Consider the following 20,515-nt stretch of genomic DNA (forward strand, 5'->3'; position numbering starts at 1 on the left):
GGAATATGTTTAATGTTTGTTTTACTTTAAATAATTATTCAATTACTGGAATAATTAAGTGTGAATCATAACCGCTACCAGTATAAACAAGGTGATTGCCTCTGTTTACTGTATCTTCGTGTTCATAACGTGTTTTCATATTAGGTAAAGGGGTGCTATTACCTTTGATAATTTCGTTACCTTTAACAACAACTGCTAATGACTCATCTTTTTTAAATAAAGTACCAGATGGTAATAATTCTATTTCGACTGGCACGATTTCATTTGGGCTAACTTATGTTAAACCGTAACGTTGAACGTTACAACGATCAATATGCATGCAATTGTACGAAAACCAACAAAGCCGATATAATTGTACAAAAACAAACATTTAAAGTGAGGTCTATCAAATGACTCAGGATCGTAGAATTAGAAAATCTCAACAAGCGATTAAAACAGCATTCATAGATTTATTACATAAGTATGATTTCAATGATGTTACTGTACAACAAATTACTGATTTAGCTGATATTAACCGTGGTACATTTTATACGCATTATTTAGATAAATATGACTTGCTAGACAAGATGGAAGATGAACATGTAGATATTGTGCGTAATTTTATTAAAGAGAGTAAAAAGAGTAGTGGTGGAAAGTTCTCAACAGAAGACTTAAGACATATAATGGAATTTCTTATTGCACATATTGAAGAAAATATAACGTTTTATCAATTAATGTTCAAAATAGGCACTGAATCTAGATTGCATGAAAAATTATATGGCTTGCTAACGAACTATTTAAATAGTTTTACTAATTTAGATGGTGATATTAGTGGTATACCTTTCTCATATTTTATGAGCTATGTTTCAGGTGCAGGATTATCGTTCTTAAGACATTGGGTTGAGGATGGTAACCGCATCCCTAAAGAAGATTTAATTCAATACTTCTATGATATTGTTAATAATGGACCAGCTACAATTATACAAAGAGAGATTAATAAATAATGTATGGCTTCTAATTACTGATATTAGTGATTAGGAGCTTTTTAATTTTAAAAAGATTATTATAAATTGTTGAATTAAGCATATATTATTGAGTTTTATATAATAGCATACGATGTATAATGAAACGCATAAAAATGAGGGAACCTATTACGTTGTTATGTATCTCTAACTCTATGAATCCAATTGGGAGAGAGGGGGAGCATGATGACAATAGATATAACGGTTCATCTCCCATTAAATGACATTCTATGTATCTTGGGTTATATAATTATTTTAATATTTGAAATAAAGTATAAAAAATAACGTTTTCTTAACTCGCAATTAAGAAAACGTTAGCCCAATAATAGAAATTGGAGATACATATTGGCTTACCTATAAGTCAGTAATATGTCCTTTATTTTTACACCTAGTACCAAGTCACAAACGTGCTAGGTGTTTTTCATTAAAGATATTTTAGCATAACACTTGATGTTAAGCAAATTAATCAATGTGTGTGTCGGCTATATTTGATATTCATCTTAATGTCGTTTATATTTTACATAAAGAGTTATCAATAATCTTGAGGTGGTTGAGGATGACTAATTTTAGAGATAAGATGATTAATCGAATCATCGGTACAACGACTGAACTTGATGAACGTGAAAAAGAAGAATTATACGGACACGTCACTACAACATTTATTATCACTTATTTAGGCTTACTAATCTTAGCTTTTATAAGTTTAATTAATGATTATGTTGTTCAACGTGTTAATGTACCGACCATCGGTATATTTGTTTTATTCTTTATTGCTAGTATTTTCTTATCGAGGGGCATCCGAAAAAAATAATTTAGATGAAAATCGAGTTTATTCTAAAGAAGCATATCAAAGACTATTAAAGAAGCATAAGTTAGGCAGTATTTTCGGTGGTATTATGTTCGGTGTAATCATGAGCCTACTTAATTTAACGCGACTATATTTTTCAGATCAAAAGATTGAATTAGGATTTTTCATAACATTTAATTTTATTTCTGCTTTAATTTTCGGCGTAGTAAGTTATTTCGTTGGTAAAGGTAAAATTGTTAAAGAATATGGTGAGGGGGATTAAGAAATGGATAAATTTAGTCAAATATTATTTAATTGGTTCACTCAAAATCCCACAGGTCGTGATGAGCGTGAGCAAGGTGTGCTTGAACATAAGTTCGCGGTTATGTTTTTATTGACATATATTACAATAGTTATCTTAGGTACAATAAGTTTGGTTATTGATATGAAGAGAGAAACAGTGAATTTTGGAACAATATGCTTATTAGCGTTGAGTGTTATCTTAACGTTTGTATCTCTTTGGATTAATAGAAGAAACCGTTTAGATGAGTTAAAAGCTCATTCAGCTGAAGAATACAAACAATGGGTGAAAAAGCATGCAATAAAATGCTCGTTTTTCGTCGTTTATTTTGCAACGGTGATGTTTATTATTACGGGGGTTATCTTCCCTTATATTTTTAATGACGGATTTGACTTCAAAGAACAATTAATCAAATGTGCATTTTCTGGTGTGCTATTCGGCGGTATCATGTTTATTTACTATATGATTATGCTCAAAAAAGAATATTAACTATTATTCAACTCCTTAATTATTATATAATAAATTTATATAATGCTTAAGGAGTCATTTTTATGTTAAAAGCTGATCCAATTATTGCTAAAATGAAGAATCAAAAAATCAACTACGATAGGGTATTGAAAAAATTAATTAATCAATGGGAAAGGGAAGGTTTAAGACCTAAAATCTTACTACATAGTTGTTGTGCGCCATGTAGCACTTATACGTTAGAATATTTAACGGAGTATGCTGACGTGGCAATTTATTTTGCGAATCCCAATATACATCCTAAAAATGAATATTTAAGACGTGCAAAAGTTCAGGAACAATTTGTTAATGATTTTAATGAGAGAACCGGAAAGAATGTTAAATATATTGAAGCGGAATATAAACCGCATGAATTTATGAAAATGGCAAAATCACGTGGCCTCACTGAAGAACCAGAAGGAGGGTTACGTTGTACAGCATGTTTCGAAATGCGTTTGGAGCTAGTTGCTGAAGCTGCTGTGAAATACGGGTATGACTACTTTGGAAGTGCACTCACACTATCACCTAAAAAGAATGCGCAACTTATAAATGAACTGGGTATGGAAGTACAACATTTATATGACGTGAGCTACTTGCCGAGTGACTTCAAGAAAAATAAGGGCTATGAACGTTCAATAGAGATGTGTAATGACTATCATATATTTCGACAATGCTATTGTGGATGTGTCTTCGCAGCGATGGCTCAAGGCATCGATTTTAAACAAATCAATCAAGAAGCTAAAGACTTTTTACAGCAATTTTAAAGAAAATGACTCCTAATTTGAAGTTTAATCCTTTCAAATTAGGAGTCGTATTTTATATTGTTCGATTAATAAAACGTATAATGGCTAGAATGGCAATCACAAATGCAGATAGGATACCTGCAATTTTTAAACCTTTTTTCTGCTTCTCAGGTTCTGGATCTTCATTTTCCATCATTTCAAGCAACTCGCGTTCAATTTCAAGATCAAGTGCGGTCTTCTTTTCGCCATTATAGCCAATGCTATTATCGTCATCTTTTGTCAATTTATCATTTTGATTTGAAGGCTGTTCTTTACTTTTAGACGGTTGGTCTGCATTTTGTTTTGTATTTTTATCTTCTGCAGTCATACGTATACCCCTCCGGTAAACTTGTTATCTTTGGCTTAAGTATAGTACTTTTTATAATTAAGTAAAGCTATATTATTTCGCGTCTAATCCAATAATATCACTCACGTTATTATAATTATGTTGCTTTAAGTAAGCAGCGATGTCTTTGTTTATCTTCTTCGTCAAACCTGGACCTTCAATAACTAATGAAGAATAGATTTGAACAAGAGATGCACCATTTCGCATCATTTGAATGGCATCTTTAGCACTAAATATACCGCCTGTGCCGATAATTAAGAATTCTCCATTTGTTTGTTGGTATGCCCATTTCACTAACTCTAAATTCCTTTTGAAAAGGGGTTGCCCACTTAATCCGCCATCTTCTACTTTATTCGAAGAAGTGAGACCATCACGCTTACGAGTTGTATTCGCTAGAATCATACCATCAAAGGTTTCAGTGATTGCAGGTAAAATATTTTTAAAACCATCTAGTTCTAAATCAGAAGTTAATTTTAAGAAAATAGGGACATTTACTTCTGTATTGGCTTTAAAGTCTTTCAAAGCTTTGCATAACATTGAAAATTCATCTTTATCATGGAAACTTTGTAAATTCTCAGTATTTGGTGAACTTATGTTAACTGTAAAAAATGAGACATCAGCTTTAAACGTATCAATTACTTTAATGTAATCTTGATAACGCTCATTATAAGGTGTCGTTTTATTTACACCAACATTTAAACCAACAGGGATATTGTATGAGTGGCGACGTAAATTCCATAACGCTCTATTCATTCCAATATTATTAAAGCCCATACGATTGATTAATGCATTATCTTCAACTAGACGATACATACGTGGTTTCGGATTGCCATCTTGAGGTTTTGGTGTAATACCACCTAATTCAAGTGCACCGAAGCCAACATTTTCAAGTGCTTTAGGTACTTCGCAAGATTTGTCAAAGCCAGCAGCTAAACCAATTGGGTTGTTAAATGTGATACCTTTAATTGTTTGTGTTAAAGAAGGATCTTCATAGTTGAAGATTTTGTGCATAATAGGTAGTAAAAAAGGGCGTTTTTGGCCAAGTTTTAAAGCATCGATGGTCATGTCGTGCGCTTTTTCAGGGTCGAATTTAAATAATAGTGGTTTAATTAATTTATACATTTTAATGCTCCTATTTCATTGTATTTGAGGCTTACTATCCTCATTTAATATCATTGAAAAAACATTCCTCTCTAAGACTAGCATGTTCAACAATAATTGCATAGTTAATTTAGAAACTGTTTAAAAATTTGCCTCAACTTAAATGTGGATATATATGCTAACGATTAAATAGTCCTTTTTCAGGAAATATAATAATAAAGTGAGAAGATGTATTCGAAGGAGGAAACATCATGAAAAAAGATTGGCAAGAACAATTACCATTAAATCATATACGAGATATTAAGACGGTGAGTGGTGGAGATGTGAACGAAGCATTCAAAGTAACTACAGAAGATGACGTTTATTTCTTGTTAGTTCAACGCAATCGTGATAAATCATTCTATGCTGCTGAAATTGCTGGACTTAACGCTTTTGAGGAAGCAGGTGTTACAGCACCACATGTGATTGATAGCGGTGAAATTAATGGTGATGCTTTCTTAATATTGAGTTACTTAGATGAGGGAACGACCGGTAGTCAACAAGAACTAGGTCAATTAGTAGCCAAAATGCATAGCCAGCAACAATCTGACGGCAAATTTGGATTTGATTTACCTCATGAAGGTGGAGATATTTCATTTGATAATACTTGGTCTGATTCGTGGATTGAAATCTTTGTCGAACGTCGTATGGATCATCTGAGAGATGAACTCATGAGGAAAGGATTATGGAATGACGAAGATAATAAAGTCTATGAACAAGTCCGTACAGTGATGGTAAATGAACTAGAAAATCACAATAGTAATCCGTCATTGTTGCATGGGGACTTATGGGGTGGCAATTATATGTTCTTAACAGATGGTAGTCCCGCTTTATTCGATCCTGCACCGTTTTATGGCGATAGGGAGTTTGATTTAGGAATCACTACTGTATTTGGTGGATTTACCCGAGAATTTTATGACGAATATGAGAAACATTATCCTTTAGGAAAAGGGTCACGTAAACGTTTAGAATTTTATAGATTATATTTATTTATGGTTCATTTACTTAAATTTGGTGGAATGTACGCAAGTAGTGTGAATCGATCAATGGATGAAATATTGGCGTAATTAATAACTATGGGTGGTACAGGTACAGTGATACCGGTGCCACCCATGTTTATTATTTTTCATTAATTGATTTTAATAATTGTTTGCCGTTATCATATAACATTTTTTCAAGTTCATGTCGTGAGATTAATTCAGTTGATTCTAATTCATCAGCTAACATCGTTACAACTTGATCTGTTGTATAAGGTGCATCTGAACCATATACAATTTTATCCATGTCTACACATTGAGCAATATTTGGAAGCTGATAAGGTAGAACTTTACCAGCTAAATCAAAGTATAACTCTTTCATAACTTGTTCTAAGTCGTCAGGTTTACGCTCACTTTCAAACATTTTATTACCCATTGCAACACGTTGAGCAATGACAGGAAGTAATGCACCACAATGTGGAATAATCCACTTAATATTTGGATATTTGCTAAACACATTGTTTTGACTCATGTAAATGACCGTACGTGTTGTATCAAAGATGAATTCCATTAATGGTGCAGGAACAACGTCGCTCATTGCTTCAATATTAGGCTTAGGTTCATTCGGATGAAGTGCAACAACGGCATGACGCTCATCTAATTTAGCTAAGACTTTATCTAGGCGGTCATCGCCAACATAAATACCACGTGCATTCGTAGGTAAAGTGAAACCTAAAGCACCTTGCTGATCTAATGCAGTATCAATCGTCTCAATGCTCTCTTTAACCAATGGTAATGGTAGTGTCGCAAAGAAACCTAATTGCTCTGGATATTTGTGTGTAAATTCAGTTGCATAGGCATTGACTTCTTTAGCTAAATAAATCATTTCTTCATCTGGCGCCACACTGATATGTGGGCTCGAAATAGATAGCACACCATATTCAATTTCCATACGTGCCATTAATTCTAAATAACCTTCAGGTGAGAATTTCGGTGTCGCCACACCATCACCTTTGCCATCGAAATAATCATCTAGAAATTTCGAGAATCCAGGTGATATATAATGTGCATGTAAATCAATTTTCTTCATATTTTAATACGCCTCTTTCTCTTCTTCTTTAAAAGTTAGCCAATCATCAATTTCATCATAATAAGCATTAACTTCATTTGGTCTATCAATACCTTGTAACTCACTGTTCACATCATAGCCAATGGCATTTAATGCATAAGATAAGCAAGCATAGCTTGAACGATAATCTGTAAAGTCATCCTTTGGCAAATTAATCGTCGTAGGTTTAACAGGTGTTAAGCTATCTTTCTCATATATACATTCAAGACGCGTAATATACCAAACGCCTTGATCATCTTGTTCGAGACAATATACTAATTTGGCATCTGATTGTAATTCCATTTCAACATTTTGAATTGGAAGGCGTGTTTGAATGGTCGCTTGCATAATCGCTACAGCACGCGTGTCATTAATCCAAATTTGAGGGAGTGGGACAGAATTCTTTTAAATTCGTCTTCCCACCCCCGCAAGGCTGACTAGAACTGAGAGAAGCTTGATTTAAGCGTCTTCTCAGTTCAGTCAGCTACTGCGAATTTGCAAAATAATAATATTACACTATTTATGTCCTAGGATCATGGATGAAGCGACAAATTCACTACCATTACCTTTAAACCATGAAATATTGATATAAGAATTATCTGCGAAACATGTTTCCGTGCTTTCCCATAGGGCATTATCACGACAGAAACGTTCGAATTGAATGAGCTCAAGAATATCTTCTTTAGCTAGTAACGTTTTATTAGTATATGGTTTATTTCTAGTGAAAAGCACTATAATGACACTCCTTTAATTTAAGCCCACATTTCAAGTAATACTTTAGCGAATCCTTCAGAGTCTTGAACGTATCCTAAGTGACCACCTGGAATGTCGATAATTTTGGTGCCAGTTTCTTCAGAAATGAAGAAGTTAACTTCTTGTGGGAATGAACCTTTTGAAGCTGTCCCATTTAATAAAGTAATGATGTCTTTATGTTTTTTGAAACCATCAATTGAAATATCAGATTCTGTATATTGACGAATTTCATATTTGAACCAACCCAACATTTCATCGAAACGTTTTTTACTGTCAGCATCATTTTCAGCTTCTGCTGGTTTTGACATGTATTGTTGGTCTAATTTACTAATTTGTAACGTTTCACCAAACAATTTCATTGCTTGAGGCATACCTTCATTAATCGCAATATCAATGATTTCAGCGTTTTTATCTTGCCAATATTTCGCATCTGGTAAGAATGTGTTAATTGGTGGTTCGTGGAATGCAATTTTTTTAACAACTTCAGGATGTTCTTTTAAAACATGCATTGCTACGATTGAACCGGAGCTTGAACCTAATACATATACTGGCTCATCACTTAATGATTTTGCCAATTCAGCGATATCTTGCGCATCACGTTTAACTCGGTAACGACTATCTGGATTGATTGCTTCCTCAGGTAGTGGTTCAGTTAATTCACTTTGTCCATATCCACGTCGATCTACAGCGACAACAGTGAATTTATCTTTTAATTGTTGTGCAAGTGGCATAAAGATATCTCCAGTTCCGTTTGCACCAGGGATGAAGATGATAACAGGACCATTGCCCACTTTGTGATAACGTAATTTAGCGCCTTGTAATTCTAATGTTTCCATTTATAAAACCTCCGATAAAGTTTGATTATGCGATTGAATTGGTACGATTTATTCTTTAATTGTAGCTATACAATTATTTATCTAAACCCAATAATTTAGCACCATTGGTATAACTGATTTTCTCTTGTTCTTCTTCTGTTAAACCTAGATTGCTTAAGAAAGTTCCAAGTTGCTCAGGTTCTACATAAGGGTAGTCGGCTGAATATAAGATTCTATCAACACCGACTTCTGCTTTAACTAAATCAAATTGTGGTTTCGTTAACATGCCACTCGGTGTGATGTAGAAATTATTTTTGAAATAGTGACTAATTGGATGTTGTAGGTGATCTGCAAATAAAATTGAATCCATACGTTCTAAGAAGAAAGGTACAAATTCACCTCAATGTCCAATAATAATATTTAAGTTTGGATGACGATCAAATACACCTGAAAGTACTAAATGAATTGCGTGAATACCTACATCTACATGCCAACCATAACCGAAACAAGCGAATGTAGCTGCTGTTACATCAGGATAGTTACCTTTATAGTAAGCTTGATATACATCACTTTGAATTGGAGATGGATGTAAATAAATCGGTGCGTTTAATTCTTCTGCAGCCGCAAATAATGGTTCGTATTCCTCCTGATCAAGGAAACCATTTTTAGGGTGACCCATAATTAAAGCGCCTTTGAATTTTAAGTCATTGATACAACGTTTAAATTCTTCAACTGCTGCTTCTGGTTCATTAATTGGTAAAGTCGCAAATCCAACAAAGCGATCTGGATATTTTTCAACATATTCTGCTAATGTATCGTTTGCCTTTTTACATAAATCAATTGCACGTTGTCCTTCTAAGTTTGAAGGCGCACCATTACCATATGATAGTACTTGCATTTCGACATCATGTTTATCCATAAAATCAATACGTTTATCATGATATGAGATTTCATCAGCATCTGTGAAACCTGATTTTTGTTCAAGACCTTCAAGCATTGTTTTCATTGGTACACCATTAGGATCTGATGACATATATTTCATTGTTTCTTTTTGAATCTCTTCTACAACATAATGTTCTTCAAAGTTAATACTTTTCATTAGAAAAGCCTCCTAAATTTAATTAATCGTTCAAAGTTACCAAGGCATTGTGCCATTCCCATCAATGAATGTACCTGTAGGACCATTTTTATCAATCGTTGCAAGTTTAATGATAGGGATAATACCTTCTGAGGCTGGCTTAGAGTTATTACTGAAATCACCAACTAGATCAGTGTTTGTTGAACCTGGGTCTGCAGCATTGATTTGAATATGAGGTAGTCCTTTAGCATATTGTACTGTCAGCATCGTTACCGCAAGTATTGAAAATATTGCTCATGAAATGAATATTTCAGTAGAAGAAGTGGAAAGGGTATTAAACATGGATGCCCCTAATGGATTCTTTGGTAATAAATTACAAACATTTATACACTTAGTATGGGATGTTCGTGATTTAATAAATGACAATATTAGACAGAATGGTGATCAACCAAAAGATTATACGTATTTAAAAGGTGAAAAAGAAGATTATTGGTTTTTACAATAGGAGAGATAAATAATGGGTAAAAGTATATTAGTTATAGGTGCTACAGGTAAACAAGGCAATGCTGTAGTAAAACGATTATTGTTAGATGGTTGGAAAGTTCGTGCTTTTACACGTAATAAAAGTAATGAAAAATTAGCTTCAATAGATAATGACAATTTAGAAATATTTGAGGGCGATTTAAGTGACCAAGATAGTTTAACAAATGCTATGAAAGAACAATATGGTGTTTATAGTGTTCAACCAATTATTGTAGATGATATTGAAGAAGAATTACGCCAAGGGAAGATGATTATTAAAACGGCAGAAGAACAAAATATCGACTATGTTGTTTATAGTACTGCAGGTGGCGTCAACCGTGATCGTACAGGTCCCCATTTCGAAGCCTTAGCTGATATTGAGAATGAACTTAAAGACAGTTCATTAAATTATACAATTATTAAACCGTCATTCTTTATGGATAACTTCTTAAGAATTACTAAAGTTGAGAATGGAGAAATAATGATTCCTGAATTTATTAATCAAGATGTTAAATTCGCAATGATTTCTTCAATAGATATCGCTAGAATTGCATCCAATGTATTTGGCAATCCAGAAAAATATAACCATCAAGCTATTGAAATCGCTTCTGATGAACTTACATTAAAAAAAGTTGTTAAAACATTTGCAATGGTAACTGGTAAACTTACAGAAATTAAAGGTTCGTTCTCAAGTGGTACAGCAGAACGTGGATGGCTTGAAGAAAAAGGTTATATAATTGATTTTAATCAAATGGATGAGATCAATCCCGGTCGTCTAACGCTTGAGCAATGGATTAGTGAAGTGAATTTTTAAATTTTTTAGAAAATGAGGGGGAAGACTATGATTCAATCAATGTGGTTTAATTTACATGTCGAAGATTTAGAACGTAGCGAGCAATTTTACAGATATTTAGGCTTTGAAATTAATAAAAATCCAGATATGCTAGACAAAATGGTTGGTATTAAAATCGGACAAACGATTGTGATTTTAATTGAAAATAACCATTTTGAAAAAGTGACGCATGAATCAGTTTCAAAACAACCTAATGAAGTCATTATATCTTTAGGTGTAAAAACGAATGATGAAGTAGATGAATTAATGCGAAAAGTGGAATCATCAGGCGGTAAAGTGATTGATGAACCAGGAACTTATCAAGGATACTATGGTGCAACTTTTGCAGACCCAGATGGACATAAATATAATTTCTTAGTTTGTTAGCTAAAAATCAAAAGCCCTCGAAAAATCAATTTCGAGGGCCTTACTTTGTATACAACTAATTTTCTTGAATATTGCCGTATTCTTCTCTTAAGTCATACACTTTATCAGGTGTAACGTCTTGACCAAGTGGGTCTAAAACTTTCATTGTTGAGAAAGTATGAAGTACTTGACCTCTAATCATACCTAAATATTCTTGTCTTAATTGATGTTGTTCTTGTTTTTCTTCAACGCTCAAACTTTCAACTTTTTCTTTATTTGCTAATTGATTAATTCTATCTAGTAATTCTCTCATTATTTATTCCTCCTAATTTGTATGTGCTGGAAAGTGGGGTACAATATACGTTCCAACTTCTTCTATGAGTTCTTCGATATCACGATCATCATTTGTAAATCTTAAGATAATATGATTTGTATTAATTGATTCATAAGCTTTTAATATTTGTAATAAATTTTTACGTCCAGTACGGAAACCACCTTTGATCGGTTTAACGGTTTCATTTGGATTTCGGGATAAATCAATCATTAGAATATTCATAAACGGTTTGAAGCGGTCAGTACCACTGTGCCAAGCTTCAACTAATTTCTTTTGTTCTTGAAAAGGTTGGGCGTAAAATAACCAACCATCCATATTTTCTTGAAGCCAAGCCATTGATTGTTTTGAATATCCCGTACCAAACATTGGAATCGTATGATGTTTTGGCAATACTTGTAACCCTGAATCTTCATATAATTCGAAAATTGAATTTGAGATTTTGGGAGAATGTGATTGCCAAAGTTCTCTTATTGAGTGAATGGTTGTTTGATAACGTTCTGTTAATTCATTTTCATCTACTTTAAATGCAGGGAATTCAAAAGAGCGATCACCGGTAGCCATACCGAGTAATAAACGTTGATTGGAAATGAGATCAAGTGAGGCAGCTGATTTAGCTAGATGAATGGGATGTCGTAAGGTTGCTACGGTACTACCAGTACCCAGTGCAATCTTTGAGGTAAAGGCACTCAGATAGGTTAAAAAGACGAACGGATCATAATTCGTAGTAACGTTGCCTAAATGAGGGCTATACAATGGATTATCTCTCACAGATAAACTTGCAAACCCCAAAGACTCTGCCTTTTGAGCGAGTCTCACTTGCTCATCAAAATCAATATTGTTTTGTTGTTTATTATCAAACGGTATGGATAAACCTAGCGTCAATTTATTATTTTTAAACGTACGTTTAAATCCCTCGTGTTCATCAATATCTGACATGTCCTTACCTCCCAACTTCAATTAATATTTATACAACACTTATTATCTAACTAACATGTGTTGTATAAATGTAATATACGCTCCATTTAAATAATATGCAACATACATGCTTATGAAATTTGTTGCTTAGACAACAATGCTCAGTATTTGTTGATTAGATTAGTTTTTTCCATAAAAAAACCTCTAAGGCAATGCCTCAGAAGTTGAATTATAAGTGTGTTATATGATGAATTAAGAAAGGTAAATTTTTATCTATAAAAGCTTCTGCTGTAAGCGAACTGGTATCGAGCCAATGTCTAGCGAGACCACATAATCCTGAAGCTAGAAAACTAGCACTATTAACGAGTACGTCAATATCTTGTTCAGGATAGCTATTGCGAAGCATAATGGTAAAAATATCTTCTAATTCATTATTGATACGTTGATGGGCTTGGTTACAAAACGTTTCACTATTCATCTTGCATGAATCTTGTACTTCAACCATATAATTGGCAATAGATATAAATAGATTAGTAATGACGGCTTCATTAATCATATCAGAAATAGCTAACGTGTCATTCAAATCTTTCAAAATTGTTTCGGATAAAGTGTAATCGAGAATATCATATTTATCTGTAAAATGTGCGTAGAAAGTAGCTCGGTTGACCGTGGCACGTTCAGTAATGTCTTTAACAGTGATTTGTGACATCTTTTTCTCTCGGGAAACCTCTTGAAACGCTTCTACCAACAGTTTCTTTGTTCTGATAATACGAGGATCCACTTTAGTCGTAGTCAATATAGGCACCTCCCTTGTTGACCTATAGCTTACATTAAATTATCTGTCGAAAAGAGAAGGTTGTCAAAGTTCACGCTTACAATGATATGTAACCATCAACCTAGACAATAGAGTAGTCAAACTTCAATTTCCTAATAAAATTTTTAAATTAATGATGGTTAAAATTAATTATGAGACGAGTTTCTACTATTGTAATAGTCAATTTTGTTCATTATCTAGTCAATTAGTCTGACTATAAGCAAAGTATACACTTTCTTGTCTTGATATTTGGTAATATACAGAATAATAATGAATTAAAAAGGAGAGCGATGTTTGAAACAATTTATCAAAATAGTTATGACTATACTGATATGTGTAGGTATCGGTGTATCCGTAACTTATTTAATTCGTGAAATTGATATTCAACCATCTCAAATGACTTTAAATGATGATAATCAATTTGGTGATTGGAAGCGTGATGGACGATTGACGCATGGTTATGGCACTTATAATCATGGCCTAGAATTTGAAGGCAATGACAAACATTATGGTAACGATTATGATTTACCTGAAAATACCGAAGTTCTAGCAGCGACAGATGGGGTTGTCACAAGATTATTTGAAGATGAATTAGGTGGAAAAGTGATACAAATATCAGAATCAAATGGACAATATCATCAATGGTATATGCACTTAAACGATTTTAAAGTAACCCAAGGTCAAAAAGTTAAAGCTGGAGATGTTATCGCATTATCTGGTAATACAGGTGAACAGACAACAGGCTCACATTTACATTTTCAAAGAATGAAAGGTGGTATAGGCAATGATTATGCTGAAGATCCACAACCATTTATAAATCAGTTACCAGAAAAGGAAAAGAGTTTATTCAATATATAATTAGTTAAACTAATAGATATCATTACTAATCTGAAGCACAATTGTGTTTCAGTTTTTTTATTTTATAACTAAAAAAAGAATGGTACAAATGGTTAAAAGCAATGATCGTAACTAAATTTAAATTTTTAAGGAAAAAACTAAATTTAATATTCTGAAAATTTAGAATTTGTGATATAGTAAAATCTATCATTACTTATATGAGTGATTGGCATGAGTAGTATTAAAACATCATGCGAACTAGCTATAAAGTAAATTGAGCCACATATTAAGTGTGCAGAATAAACAATAGGAGGTTTTTTATATGACATCAACACTTAGAGAAATAGGCGTTAAAGATTTTACATTTAGAGTGCTATCGGGTGTAGCCATAGGTATCGTTGTTGGTTTAGTACCAAATGCCATTTTGGGAGAAATCTTTAAAGCATTCATGCATCATCATCCATTCTTTGGAACTTTGTTACATGTCGTACAAGCAATGCAATTTACAGTACCCGCATTAATCGGAGCACTCATTGCTTTGAAATTTGATATGACACCATTAGCGATTGCAGTTGTTGCTTGTGCATCTTATGTAGGAAGCGGGGCTGCACAATTTAAGAACGGTGCCTGGGTAATTGCCGGCATCGGAGACTTGATTAATACGATGATTACTGCAACGATTGCTGTATTATTTATTTTATTAATTGAAAAACGTGTTGGTAGCATGGCACTGATTGTGTATCCAACTATCGTAGGTGGTTTGTCCGCTACAATTGGTGTACTTATATTGCCATATGTACATATGATTACAACTGGCATTGGTAATATGGTTAATAGCTTCACAGAATTACAACCTGTATTGATGTGTATGCTTATTTCTATGGTCTTTAGTTTTATTATTATTTCACCATTATCAACAGTTGCGATAGCTATTGCTATTGGAATTACAGGTCTTGCAGCAGGTTCAGCATCTATTGGTATTTCAGCTACTGAAGCAGTATTACTTATTGGGACAAGCAAAGTGAACCGAGTTGCAGTACCAATTTCTATATTCTTCGGCGGTGTGAAAATGATGATGCCTAACATGGTGAAATATCCAATAATAATGTTACCAATTCTTATAACTGCTGGTATTTCAGGAATTGCTGGTAGCTTGATTGGTATTGCGGGAACTAAAGAGTCTGCAGGATTTGGTTTCATTGGAATGATTGGACCAATTAGTGCTTTTAAATTCTTACATGTAGATTCTGCAATATTAAGTATCTTACTCATTATTTTAGGGTTCTTTGTTGTACCATTAGTAACTGCATTTATTTTAGATATTTTTTTCCGAAAAGTATTACGTCTTTATACAAACGACATATATAAATTTATGGGTTAACCATTTGTTAAATAGGAATTGATAAAGTGTTGATTATCGCATTTTATCAATTCTTTTTGAAAATGAGAATACATATAGAGATTAAGATAAAATATGAAATAAATAGTGTTACAATAAAAATGAAATAATACGTTACATAAAGGGTGAATGGTTAATGGCTAATAAAATCGAAAAATTAGCACTAAAGACAGCTGAGCTTACAAGACAGACACACGAATTAGGTATTCCAGTTATGATTCTATTTGAAGGTGTCCCTGCTTCTGGAAAAACACGACTTTCAAATGAATTATTACTCAATTTTGATGCCAAATATACACATTTTATTGCGACACAATCACCACAAAAGGATGATTTGCGTTATCAGTTTTTACAAAAATATTGGAATACATTACCTAAAAAAGGTGATATCAATGTCTATTTTAGAAGCTGGTACTCTCATTATTTAGATTATCGGGAAAATGAAATTAAACATGAAAGATATAAAAATTACGAGGTTTTAAAAGAACAAATTGCATCTTTTGAAGATATGTTAATCGAGGATGATTATGAAATTATCAAATTCTTTATTGAGATCAATGAAGATAAAAGACAAGAACATATTAAACAAACAAAAGAAAATCCACTGATGCGTTGGAAAGTTCAAGAGTATGGAAGTGTATTATCAACAGAAACGTATTTAGAAGATATGCATCAATTTATTAAACAGGATAAACAATGGAAGATTATTGACTATACAGAACGCCAAATCGCGATTGAAAAGATGTATGAACACATAATTGAACGTTTAGAACAAGCCATAGCAAAACACCATGCGAAGGATAAAGCGTATGATGGTAAATTCTCAGAAAGTTTTTCTACTGAAATGTTTGATAAAGATGTGGAAAAGGTTTCTAAAGAAGAATATAAAACATTAATTACGGAATTGCAGAAACGGATGCGTGAAATACAATTTGCATTATATGATAGAAAGATTCCGTTAATTCTTGTATTTGAAGGAATGGATGCAGCAGGTAAAGGTGGTAACATTAAACGAATTAGGGAAAAGCTTGATCCAACTGGTTATGAAGTTAATGGTATCAGTGCACCGACAGATGTTGAACTGAAACATCATTATTTATGGCGCTTTGCAAAAGATATGCCAAGAAGCGGTCATATCGAATTATTTGATAGAAGTTGGTATGGGCGTGTATTAGTTGAGCGAATTGAAGGGTTTGCAACAGTAAATGAATGGCAACGTGCTTATGATGAGATCAACGCATTTGAAAAGATGTGGACGGATGAAGGTGCTATTATCTTGAAATTCTTCCTGACATTGGATAAAGACGAACAGCTTAAACGTTTTAAAGATCGTCAAAATAATGTAGATAAACAATGGAAAATCACTGATGAAGATTGGCGTAATCGAGACAAGTGGGATTTATACGTTGAAGCCAGCCACGACATGGTTAAAAAAACAAATACAACACATGCACCATGGCTAGTCGTACCAGCAGATCATAAGAAAACATCAAGAATAGAAATAATGAAATATATTATTCGTAAATGCGAAAAAGTATTATGGGGTGTCAAGGATTATTAAGTGATAAATTAATTACTGAATTGGATGAATCATGGAACCAAGAAACGATTGATTATAGAAACGTTTCTTGGTTTTTCTATGTTATATAAATAAATTGAATATATTCTAAGTTGTTAGAAATATTACGGTATTGTAACAAAATGGCAATTTGTAATATTACAGAATATGTAAAATTGTTGTAAATTTCTTAAAAGAGTATTGTAAAACCTTATTTCATGATGAAATTTTAAACGATTTGTTCAAAAAATAATATTACAGAATGAAATATAAATATTTCAATGTTACAAAATAAATCGTTCATTGTAATTTTTTGTAAGATAAGCGTAATACTATTGGCGTTTTTTTATGATATAGTACTTATTGTCAAAAGTTAAACACAGAACAAAACACAATAACTTAAGAATTTAACAGAACGAAAATATAAACTAATTTTTTTGGAGGAATTTTTTATTATGAAAAAAACAGTAATCGCGTCGTCATTAGCAGTAGCTTTAGGAGTAACAGGTTATGCATTAACTACAGATAACAGTGCACATGCATCTGAATCAACTACAAACTATGCACAATTAGCTAACTTAGCTCAAAATAACCCATCTGAATTAAATGCTCACCCAGTACAAGCTGGTGCATACAACATCACATTCGTTAAAGATGGTTTCAAATACAACTTCACTTCAGATGGTCAATCTTGGTCTTGGAACTACACTTACGTTGGTGGAGCTGACACAGTAGCAACTACACAAGCTGCTCCAGCTGCTCAATCAACTGACTACTCAGCTTCATACAGCAACGAAGCTTCAACTCAATCAGTAAGCTCAAACCAACAATCAAGCAACACTAACGTTGAAGCAGTATCTGCACCAAAAACTACTTCATACTCAGCTTCAACTTCATCATCTTCATCAGCTTCAACTGGTGGTTCAGTTAAAGCACAATTCTTAGCTAATGGTGGTACTGAAGCTGCTTGGAACGCAATCGTAATGCCTGAATCAGGTGGTAATCCTAACGCAGTTAACCCAGCTGGTTACAGAGGTTTAGGTCAAACTATGGAATCATGGGGTACTGGTTCAGTAGCTTCACAAACTAAAGGTATGATTAACTACGCTAACAACCGTTACGGTTCATTAGATGCAGCAATTGCATTCCGTGCTAACCACGGTTGGTGGTAGGATTTACTAAGGTAACTGGATAGTACATCGAGTTATCGAGGGAAGAGGTCGACTTTAAGGTCGGCCTCTTTTTTGTGTTTTAATAGACACTGTAGCGTAACGTTTACCAACCGCGATTATAGGGAAGATTCTAAGACAATAAACAAATCGAAAGTGTTGAATATTAATGTCGTTATGGAAAGTAATGAAATTAGGATTAATACATAGTGCGTTCTGGACAACTATACAATTATCAGTATCTAATATGATGTTACTATGCCCGACATCCGTATTTGTGAAATATGAAACGTTTTTTTAAATATGGTCGTGGGAAAAGAGAGGCGCTTTCTGGAATAAACTATTTCGTATTAATAAATGGAAACATTACATTCCAGAAGCAGCTCAATTCAATTATCGTATCTATAATAAAAGGCGACTGGCTTCATTTAAATTAGAAGATATACATTTTATGATTTTAGAAATGCGCCGTGCAGAACTTGTTCATTGGTTATCAATGATACCAATTGTTGTTTTTATCAAAGCGCCTAAATATATACTATTCATTAATGTTTGTTATGTGATTTCGGCTAATTTACCGATCATACTCACACAGCGTTATAACCGTCCTAGGTTAGAACATTACTATCAACTACGAATGAAAAGAGATGAACGTACATGTCGCAAAAGAAAATCATCATTATAGGTGGAGGACTAGGTGGGATATCAGCTGCTATTCGTCTTGCTCAAAGTGGCTTTGATGTCTCGCTTTATGATAAGAATAACCACATTGGTGGGAAAGTAAATCGTTTAGAAACAGAGGGATTCGGTTTTGATTTAGGTCCATCTATTTTAACGATGCCATACATATTTGAAAACTTGTTTAACTATAGTGATAAGCAAATGAAAGACTATGTTACTATTGAACGATTACCTTTGCAATGGCGTAGTTTCTTCACTAATGGTGAAGTGATAGATTTATATGAAGACCTGTCTCAAATGTTAAATGCCAATACCTATCTTAATAATGACGATATTCAGCAACTTCATCAATTTTTAAATTATGCAGAAAAAATCCATCGATTTACGGAAAAGGGCTACTTTGCACTAGGACTTGATAAAGTGTCAGAGATAATTAAATATCAGGGACTATTGCGTTCACTTAAAGGTGTGGATTACTTCTCAACAATGCAACAAGCTATTAATCGTTATATTGAGAAACAAAAATTAAGAGATATGCTTGGCTACTTTATAAAATATGTTGGGTCTTCTTCTTATGATGCTCCAGCAGTGCTTACACTATTAATTCATATGCAATACGAACAAGGATTATGGTACGTTAAAGGTGGTATTCATAAACTTGCTCAGGCATTGGAACAATTAGCGATTGAAGAAGGCGTAGCTATACATACTGGTATGGATGTATGTAGTATTGATACGTATTTTAATCACATAACTGGTGTTAGATTAGATGATGGTTCACATGTGAGTGCAGATTACATTGTTTCTAATAGAGAAGTGATACCTACGTATCGTGACTTACTGCACTTTTCAAATAAAAAAATAGCGCAATTAGAGAAAGTTTATGAACCTGCAGCATCTGGCTATGTAATGCATTTAGGAGTAGACAAAGAATATGCTCAACTGGCACATCATAATTTCCTTTTCTCTAATGATTCTAAGCGTAATTATCGAGAAGTGTTTCATGATAAAGTATTGCCACAAGATCCAACAATTTATCTAGTTAATTCAAATAAATCCGACCCAACTCAAGCACCAGAAGGACATGAGAACTTAAAAGTATTGCCACATATTCCGTATATTCAAAACCAACCGTTTACTGAAGAACAATATAGTGATTTCCGGGAGCGTGTCTTAGATAAATTAGAAAAAATGGGGCTTACAGACTTACGTCAACATATCATATATGAAGATATTTGGACGCCACACGATATTGAACGCACTTATGGTTCAAATAAAGGTGCCATTTATGGTGTAGTGGCAGACAAGAAGAAAAATAAAGGGTTCAAGTTTCCTAAACAAAGTGAATACTTTGATAATTTATTCTTTGTTGGAGGATCTGTTAATCCTGGTGGCGGTATGCCGATGGTGACGTTAAGTGGACAACAAGTAGCAGATAAAATTAATGCACTTGAATGTAAGGTTACCACTGATTCAAGAGAATAGAGGTAATACAA

General features: G+C 33.4%; 23 protein-coding genes and 4 pseudogenes. 15 read left to right on the forward strand and 12 right to left on the reverse strand.

The window, feature by feature from the left end:
- Window positions 1–34: 34 nt before the first annotated feature.
- Window positions 35–274: pseudogene (locus EQ029_RS01835) on the reverse strand (CocE/NonD family hydrolase C-terminal non-catalytic domain-containing protein); the annotation flags it as partial.
- A gap of 115 nt (window positions 275–389) precedes the next feature.
- Here EQ029_RS01835 and EQ029_RS01840 point away from each other — a divergent pair.
- From EQ029_RS01840 to EQ029_RS01855, 5 genes are all read left to right on the forward strand, one after another.
- Window positions 390–983, forward strand: coding sequence for a TetR/AcrR family transcriptional regulator (locus EQ029_RS01840; RefSeq protein ID WP_011274789.1), 594 nt, complete (start codon window positions 390–392; stop codon window positions 981–983).
- 574 nt (window positions 984–1,557) lie between these two features.
- A complete protein-coding gene (locus EQ029_RS01845; protein WP_011274791.1) occupies window positions 1,558–1,812 on the forward strand; it encodes a hypothetical protein in 255 nt (84 codons plus the stop codon).
- Window positions 1,772–2,071, forward strand: a complete 300-nt coding sequence (locus EQ029_RS12525) for a hypothetical protein (RefSeq protein ID WP_142380575.1) — start codon at window positions 1,772–1,774, stop codon at window positions 2,069–2,071. The genes EQ029_RS01845 and EQ029_RS12525 overlap by 41 nt, the downstream gene beginning before the upstream one ends.
- Before the next feature lie 3 nt (window positions 2,072–2,074).
- Window positions 2,075–2,578 carry a hypothetical protein gene (locus EQ029_RS01850; RefSeq protein WP_053021578.1) on the forward strand — a complete coding sequence of 168 codons (504 nt, stop codon included), beginning with the start codon at window positions 2,075–2,077 and terminating at the stop codon, window positions 2,576–2,578.
- A 62-nt stretch (window positions 2,579–2,640) separates the two neighbouring features.
- A complete protein-coding gene (locus EQ029_RS01855; protein ID WP_011274794.1) occupies window positions 2,641–3,357 on the forward strand; it encodes an epoxyqueuosine reductase QueH in 717 nt (238 codons plus the stop codon).
- 52 nt (window positions 3,358–3,409) lie between these two features.
- Here EQ029_RS01855 and EQ029_RS01860 read toward each other — a convergent pair whose 3' ends face one another.
- Window positions 3,410–3,703, reverse strand: coding sequence for a hypothetical protein (locus EQ029_RS01860; RefSeq protein ID WP_011274795.1), 294 nt, complete (start codon window positions 3,701–3,703; stop codon window positions 3,410–3,412).
- Between the two features lie 72 nt (window positions 3,704–3,775).
- Window positions 3,776–4,843 (reverse strand): quinone-dependent dihydroorotate dehydrogenase, encoded by a 1,068-nt coding sequence (locus EQ029_RS01865; RefSeq protein ID WP_053021577.1) that lies wholly within the window; start codon window positions 4,841–4,843, stop codon window positions 3,776–3,778.
- Window positions 4,844–5,073: 230 nt separating this feature from the next.
- Here EQ029_RS01865 and EQ029_RS01870 point away from each other — a divergent pair, with 230 nt between their 5' ends.
- Entirely contained in the window at window positions 5,074–5,928 is an 855-nt protein-coding gene (locus EQ029_RS01870) for a fructosamine kinase family protein (protein WP_057504901.1), read from the forward strand.
- Window positions 5,929–5,980: 52 nt separating this feature from the next.
- Here the strand turns inward: EQ029_RS01870 and EQ029_RS01875 are convergent, their stop codons facing one another.
- From EQ029_RS01875 to EQ029_RS01900, 6 genes and pseudogenes are all read right to left on the reverse strand, one after another.
- On the reverse strand, window positions 5,981–6,928 hold the full coding sequence (locus EQ029_RS01875) for an amidohydrolase family protein (RefSeq protein ID WP_053021576.1): 948 nt from the start codon (window positions 6,926–6,928) through the stop codon (window positions 5,981–5,983).
- A gap of 3 nt (window positions 6,929–6,931) precedes the next feature.
- Entirely contained in the window at window positions 6,932–7,294 is a 363-nt protein-coding gene (locus tag EQ029_RS01880; RefSeq protein ID WP_230197443.1) for a hypothetical protein, read from the reverse strand.
- Window positions 7,295–7,462: 168 nt separating this feature from the next.
- The gene (locus EQ029_RS01885; RefSeq protein ID WP_070855409.1) at window positions 7,463–7,678 is read right to left on the reverse strand and encodes a hypothetical protein; all 216 of its coding nucleotides are present in this window, start codon (window positions 7,676–7,678) and stop codon (window positions 7,463–7,465) included.
- A gap of 20 nt (window positions 7,679–7,698) precedes the next feature.
- Window positions 7,699–8,535, reverse strand: coding sequence for an alpha/beta fold hydrolase (locus EQ029_RS01890; protein WP_053030780.1), 837 nt, complete (start codon window positions 8,533–8,535; stop codon window positions 7,699–7,701).
- Window positions 8,536–8,608: 73 nt separating this feature from the next.
- A pseudogene (locus EQ029_RS01895) lies at window positions 8,609–9,613 on the reverse strand (amidohydrolase family protein).
- 36 nt (window positions 9,614–9,649) lie between these two features.
- Window positions 9,650–9,868, reverse strand: a pseudogene (locus tag EQ029_RS01900) (SDR family NAD(P)-dependent oxidoreductase); the annotation flags it as partial.
- Between EQ029_RS01900 and EQ029_RS01905 the strand changes: the two are divergent.
- The 3 genes and pseudogenes from EQ029_RS01905 to EQ029_RS01915 form a co-directional block, all read left to right on the forward strand.
- Window positions 9,864–10,097 (forward strand): annotated as a pseudogene (locus tag EQ029_RS01905) (DUF2316 family protein); the annotation flags it as partial. The pseudogenes EQ029_RS01900 and EQ029_RS01905 overlap by 5 nt on opposite strands.
- Window positions 10,098–10,109: 12 nt before the next feature.
- On the forward strand, window positions 10,110–10,928 hold the full coding sequence (locus tag EQ029_RS01910; protein WP_053021572.1) for an NmrA/HSCARG family protein: 819 nt from the start codon (window positions 10,110–10,112) through the stop codon (window positions 10,926–10,928).
- A 27-nt stretch (window positions 10,929–10,955) separates the two neighbouring features.
- Window positions 10,956–11,333: a VOC family protein gene (locus EQ029_RS01915; protein WP_016931228.1), complete on the forward strand. Its 378-nt coding sequence runs from the start codon at window positions 10,956–10,958 to the stop codon at window positions 11,331–11,333.
- Between the two features lie 55 nt (window positions 11,334–11,388).
- Here the strand turns inward: EQ029_RS01915 and EQ029_RS01920 are convergent, their stop codons facing one another.
- The 3 genes from EQ029_RS01920 to EQ029_RS01930 all read right to left on the reverse strand — a co-directional run bounded on the left by EQ029_RS01920 (window position 11,389) and on the right by EQ029_RS01930 (window position 13,357).
- Window positions 11,389–11,625: a DUF896 domain-containing protein gene (locus EQ029_RS01920; protein ID WP_011274805.1), complete on the reverse strand. Its 237-nt coding sequence runs from the start codon at window positions 11,623–11,625 to the stop codon at window positions 11,389–11,391.
- A gap of 12 nt (window positions 11,626–11,637) precedes the next feature.
- Window positions 11,638–12,582, reverse strand: coding sequence for an LLM class oxidoreductase (locus EQ029_RS01925; RefSeq protein WP_048668130.1), 945 nt, complete (start codon window positions 12,580–12,582; stop codon window positions 11,638–11,640).
- A gap of 208 nt (window positions 12,583–12,790) precedes the next feature.
- Window positions 12,791–13,357, reverse strand: coding sequence for a TetR/AcrR family transcriptional regulator (locus EQ029_RS01930; protein WP_016931230.1), 567 nt, complete (start codon window positions 13,355–13,357; stop codon window positions 12,791–12,793).
- 336 nt (window positions 13,358–13,693) lie between these two features.
- Here EQ029_RS01930 and EQ029_RS01935 point away from each other — a divergent pair, with 336 nt between their 5' ends.
- From EQ029_RS01935 to EQ029_RS01960, 6 genes are all read left to right on the forward strand, one after another.
- Complete coding sequence (locus EQ029_RS01935; RefSeq protein WP_370444500.1) at window positions 13,694–14,233, forward strand: M23 family metallopeptidase; 540 nt, start codon at window positions 13,694–13,696, stop codon at window positions 14,231–14,233.
- 301 nt (window positions 14,234–14,534) lie between these two features.
- Window positions 14,535–15,593, forward strand: coding sequence for a PTS sugar transporter subunit IIC (locus tag EQ029_RS01940; RefSeq protein ID WP_057504903.1), 1,059 nt, complete (start codon window positions 14,535–14,537; stop codon window positions 15,591–15,593).
- A gap of 154 nt (window positions 15,594–15,747) precedes the next feature.
- Entirely contained in the window at window positions 15,748–17,172 is a 1,425-nt protein-coding gene (locus EQ029_RS01945; protein WP_016931232.1) for a polyphosphate--AMP phosphotransferase, read from the forward strand.
- Between the two features lie 452 nt (window positions 17,173–17,624).
- Window positions 17,625–18,341: an aggregation-promoting factor C-terminal-like domain-containing protein gene (locus EQ029_RS01950; protein WP_016931233.1), complete on the forward strand. Its 717-nt coding sequence runs from the start codon at window positions 17,625–17,627 to the stop codon at window positions 18,339–18,341.
- Window positions 18,342–18,639: 298 nt separating this feature from the next.
- A complete protein-coding gene (locus EQ029_RS01955) occupies window positions 18,640–19,023 on the forward strand; it encodes a glycosyl-4,4'-diaponeurosporenoate acyltransferase CrtO family protein (RefSeq protein ID WP_256604933.1) in 384 nt (127 codons plus the stop codon).
- Window positions 18,996–20,504, forward strand: a complete 1,509-nt coding sequence (locus EQ029_RS01960) for a phytoene desaturase family protein (protein WP_053038718.1) — start codon at window positions 18,996–18,998, stop codon at window positions 20,502–20,504. Before EQ029_RS01955 ends, EQ029_RS01960 begins: the two co-directional genes overlap by 28 nt.
- Window positions 20,505–20,515 lie beyond the last annotated feature (11 nt).

It is taken from the genome of Staphylococcus haemolyticus (genome assembly GCF_006094395.1).
In the GTDB taxonomy this organism is placed as follows: Bacteria; Bacillota; Bacilli; order Staphylococcales; family Staphylococcaceae; genus Staphylococcus; species Staphylococcus haemolyticus.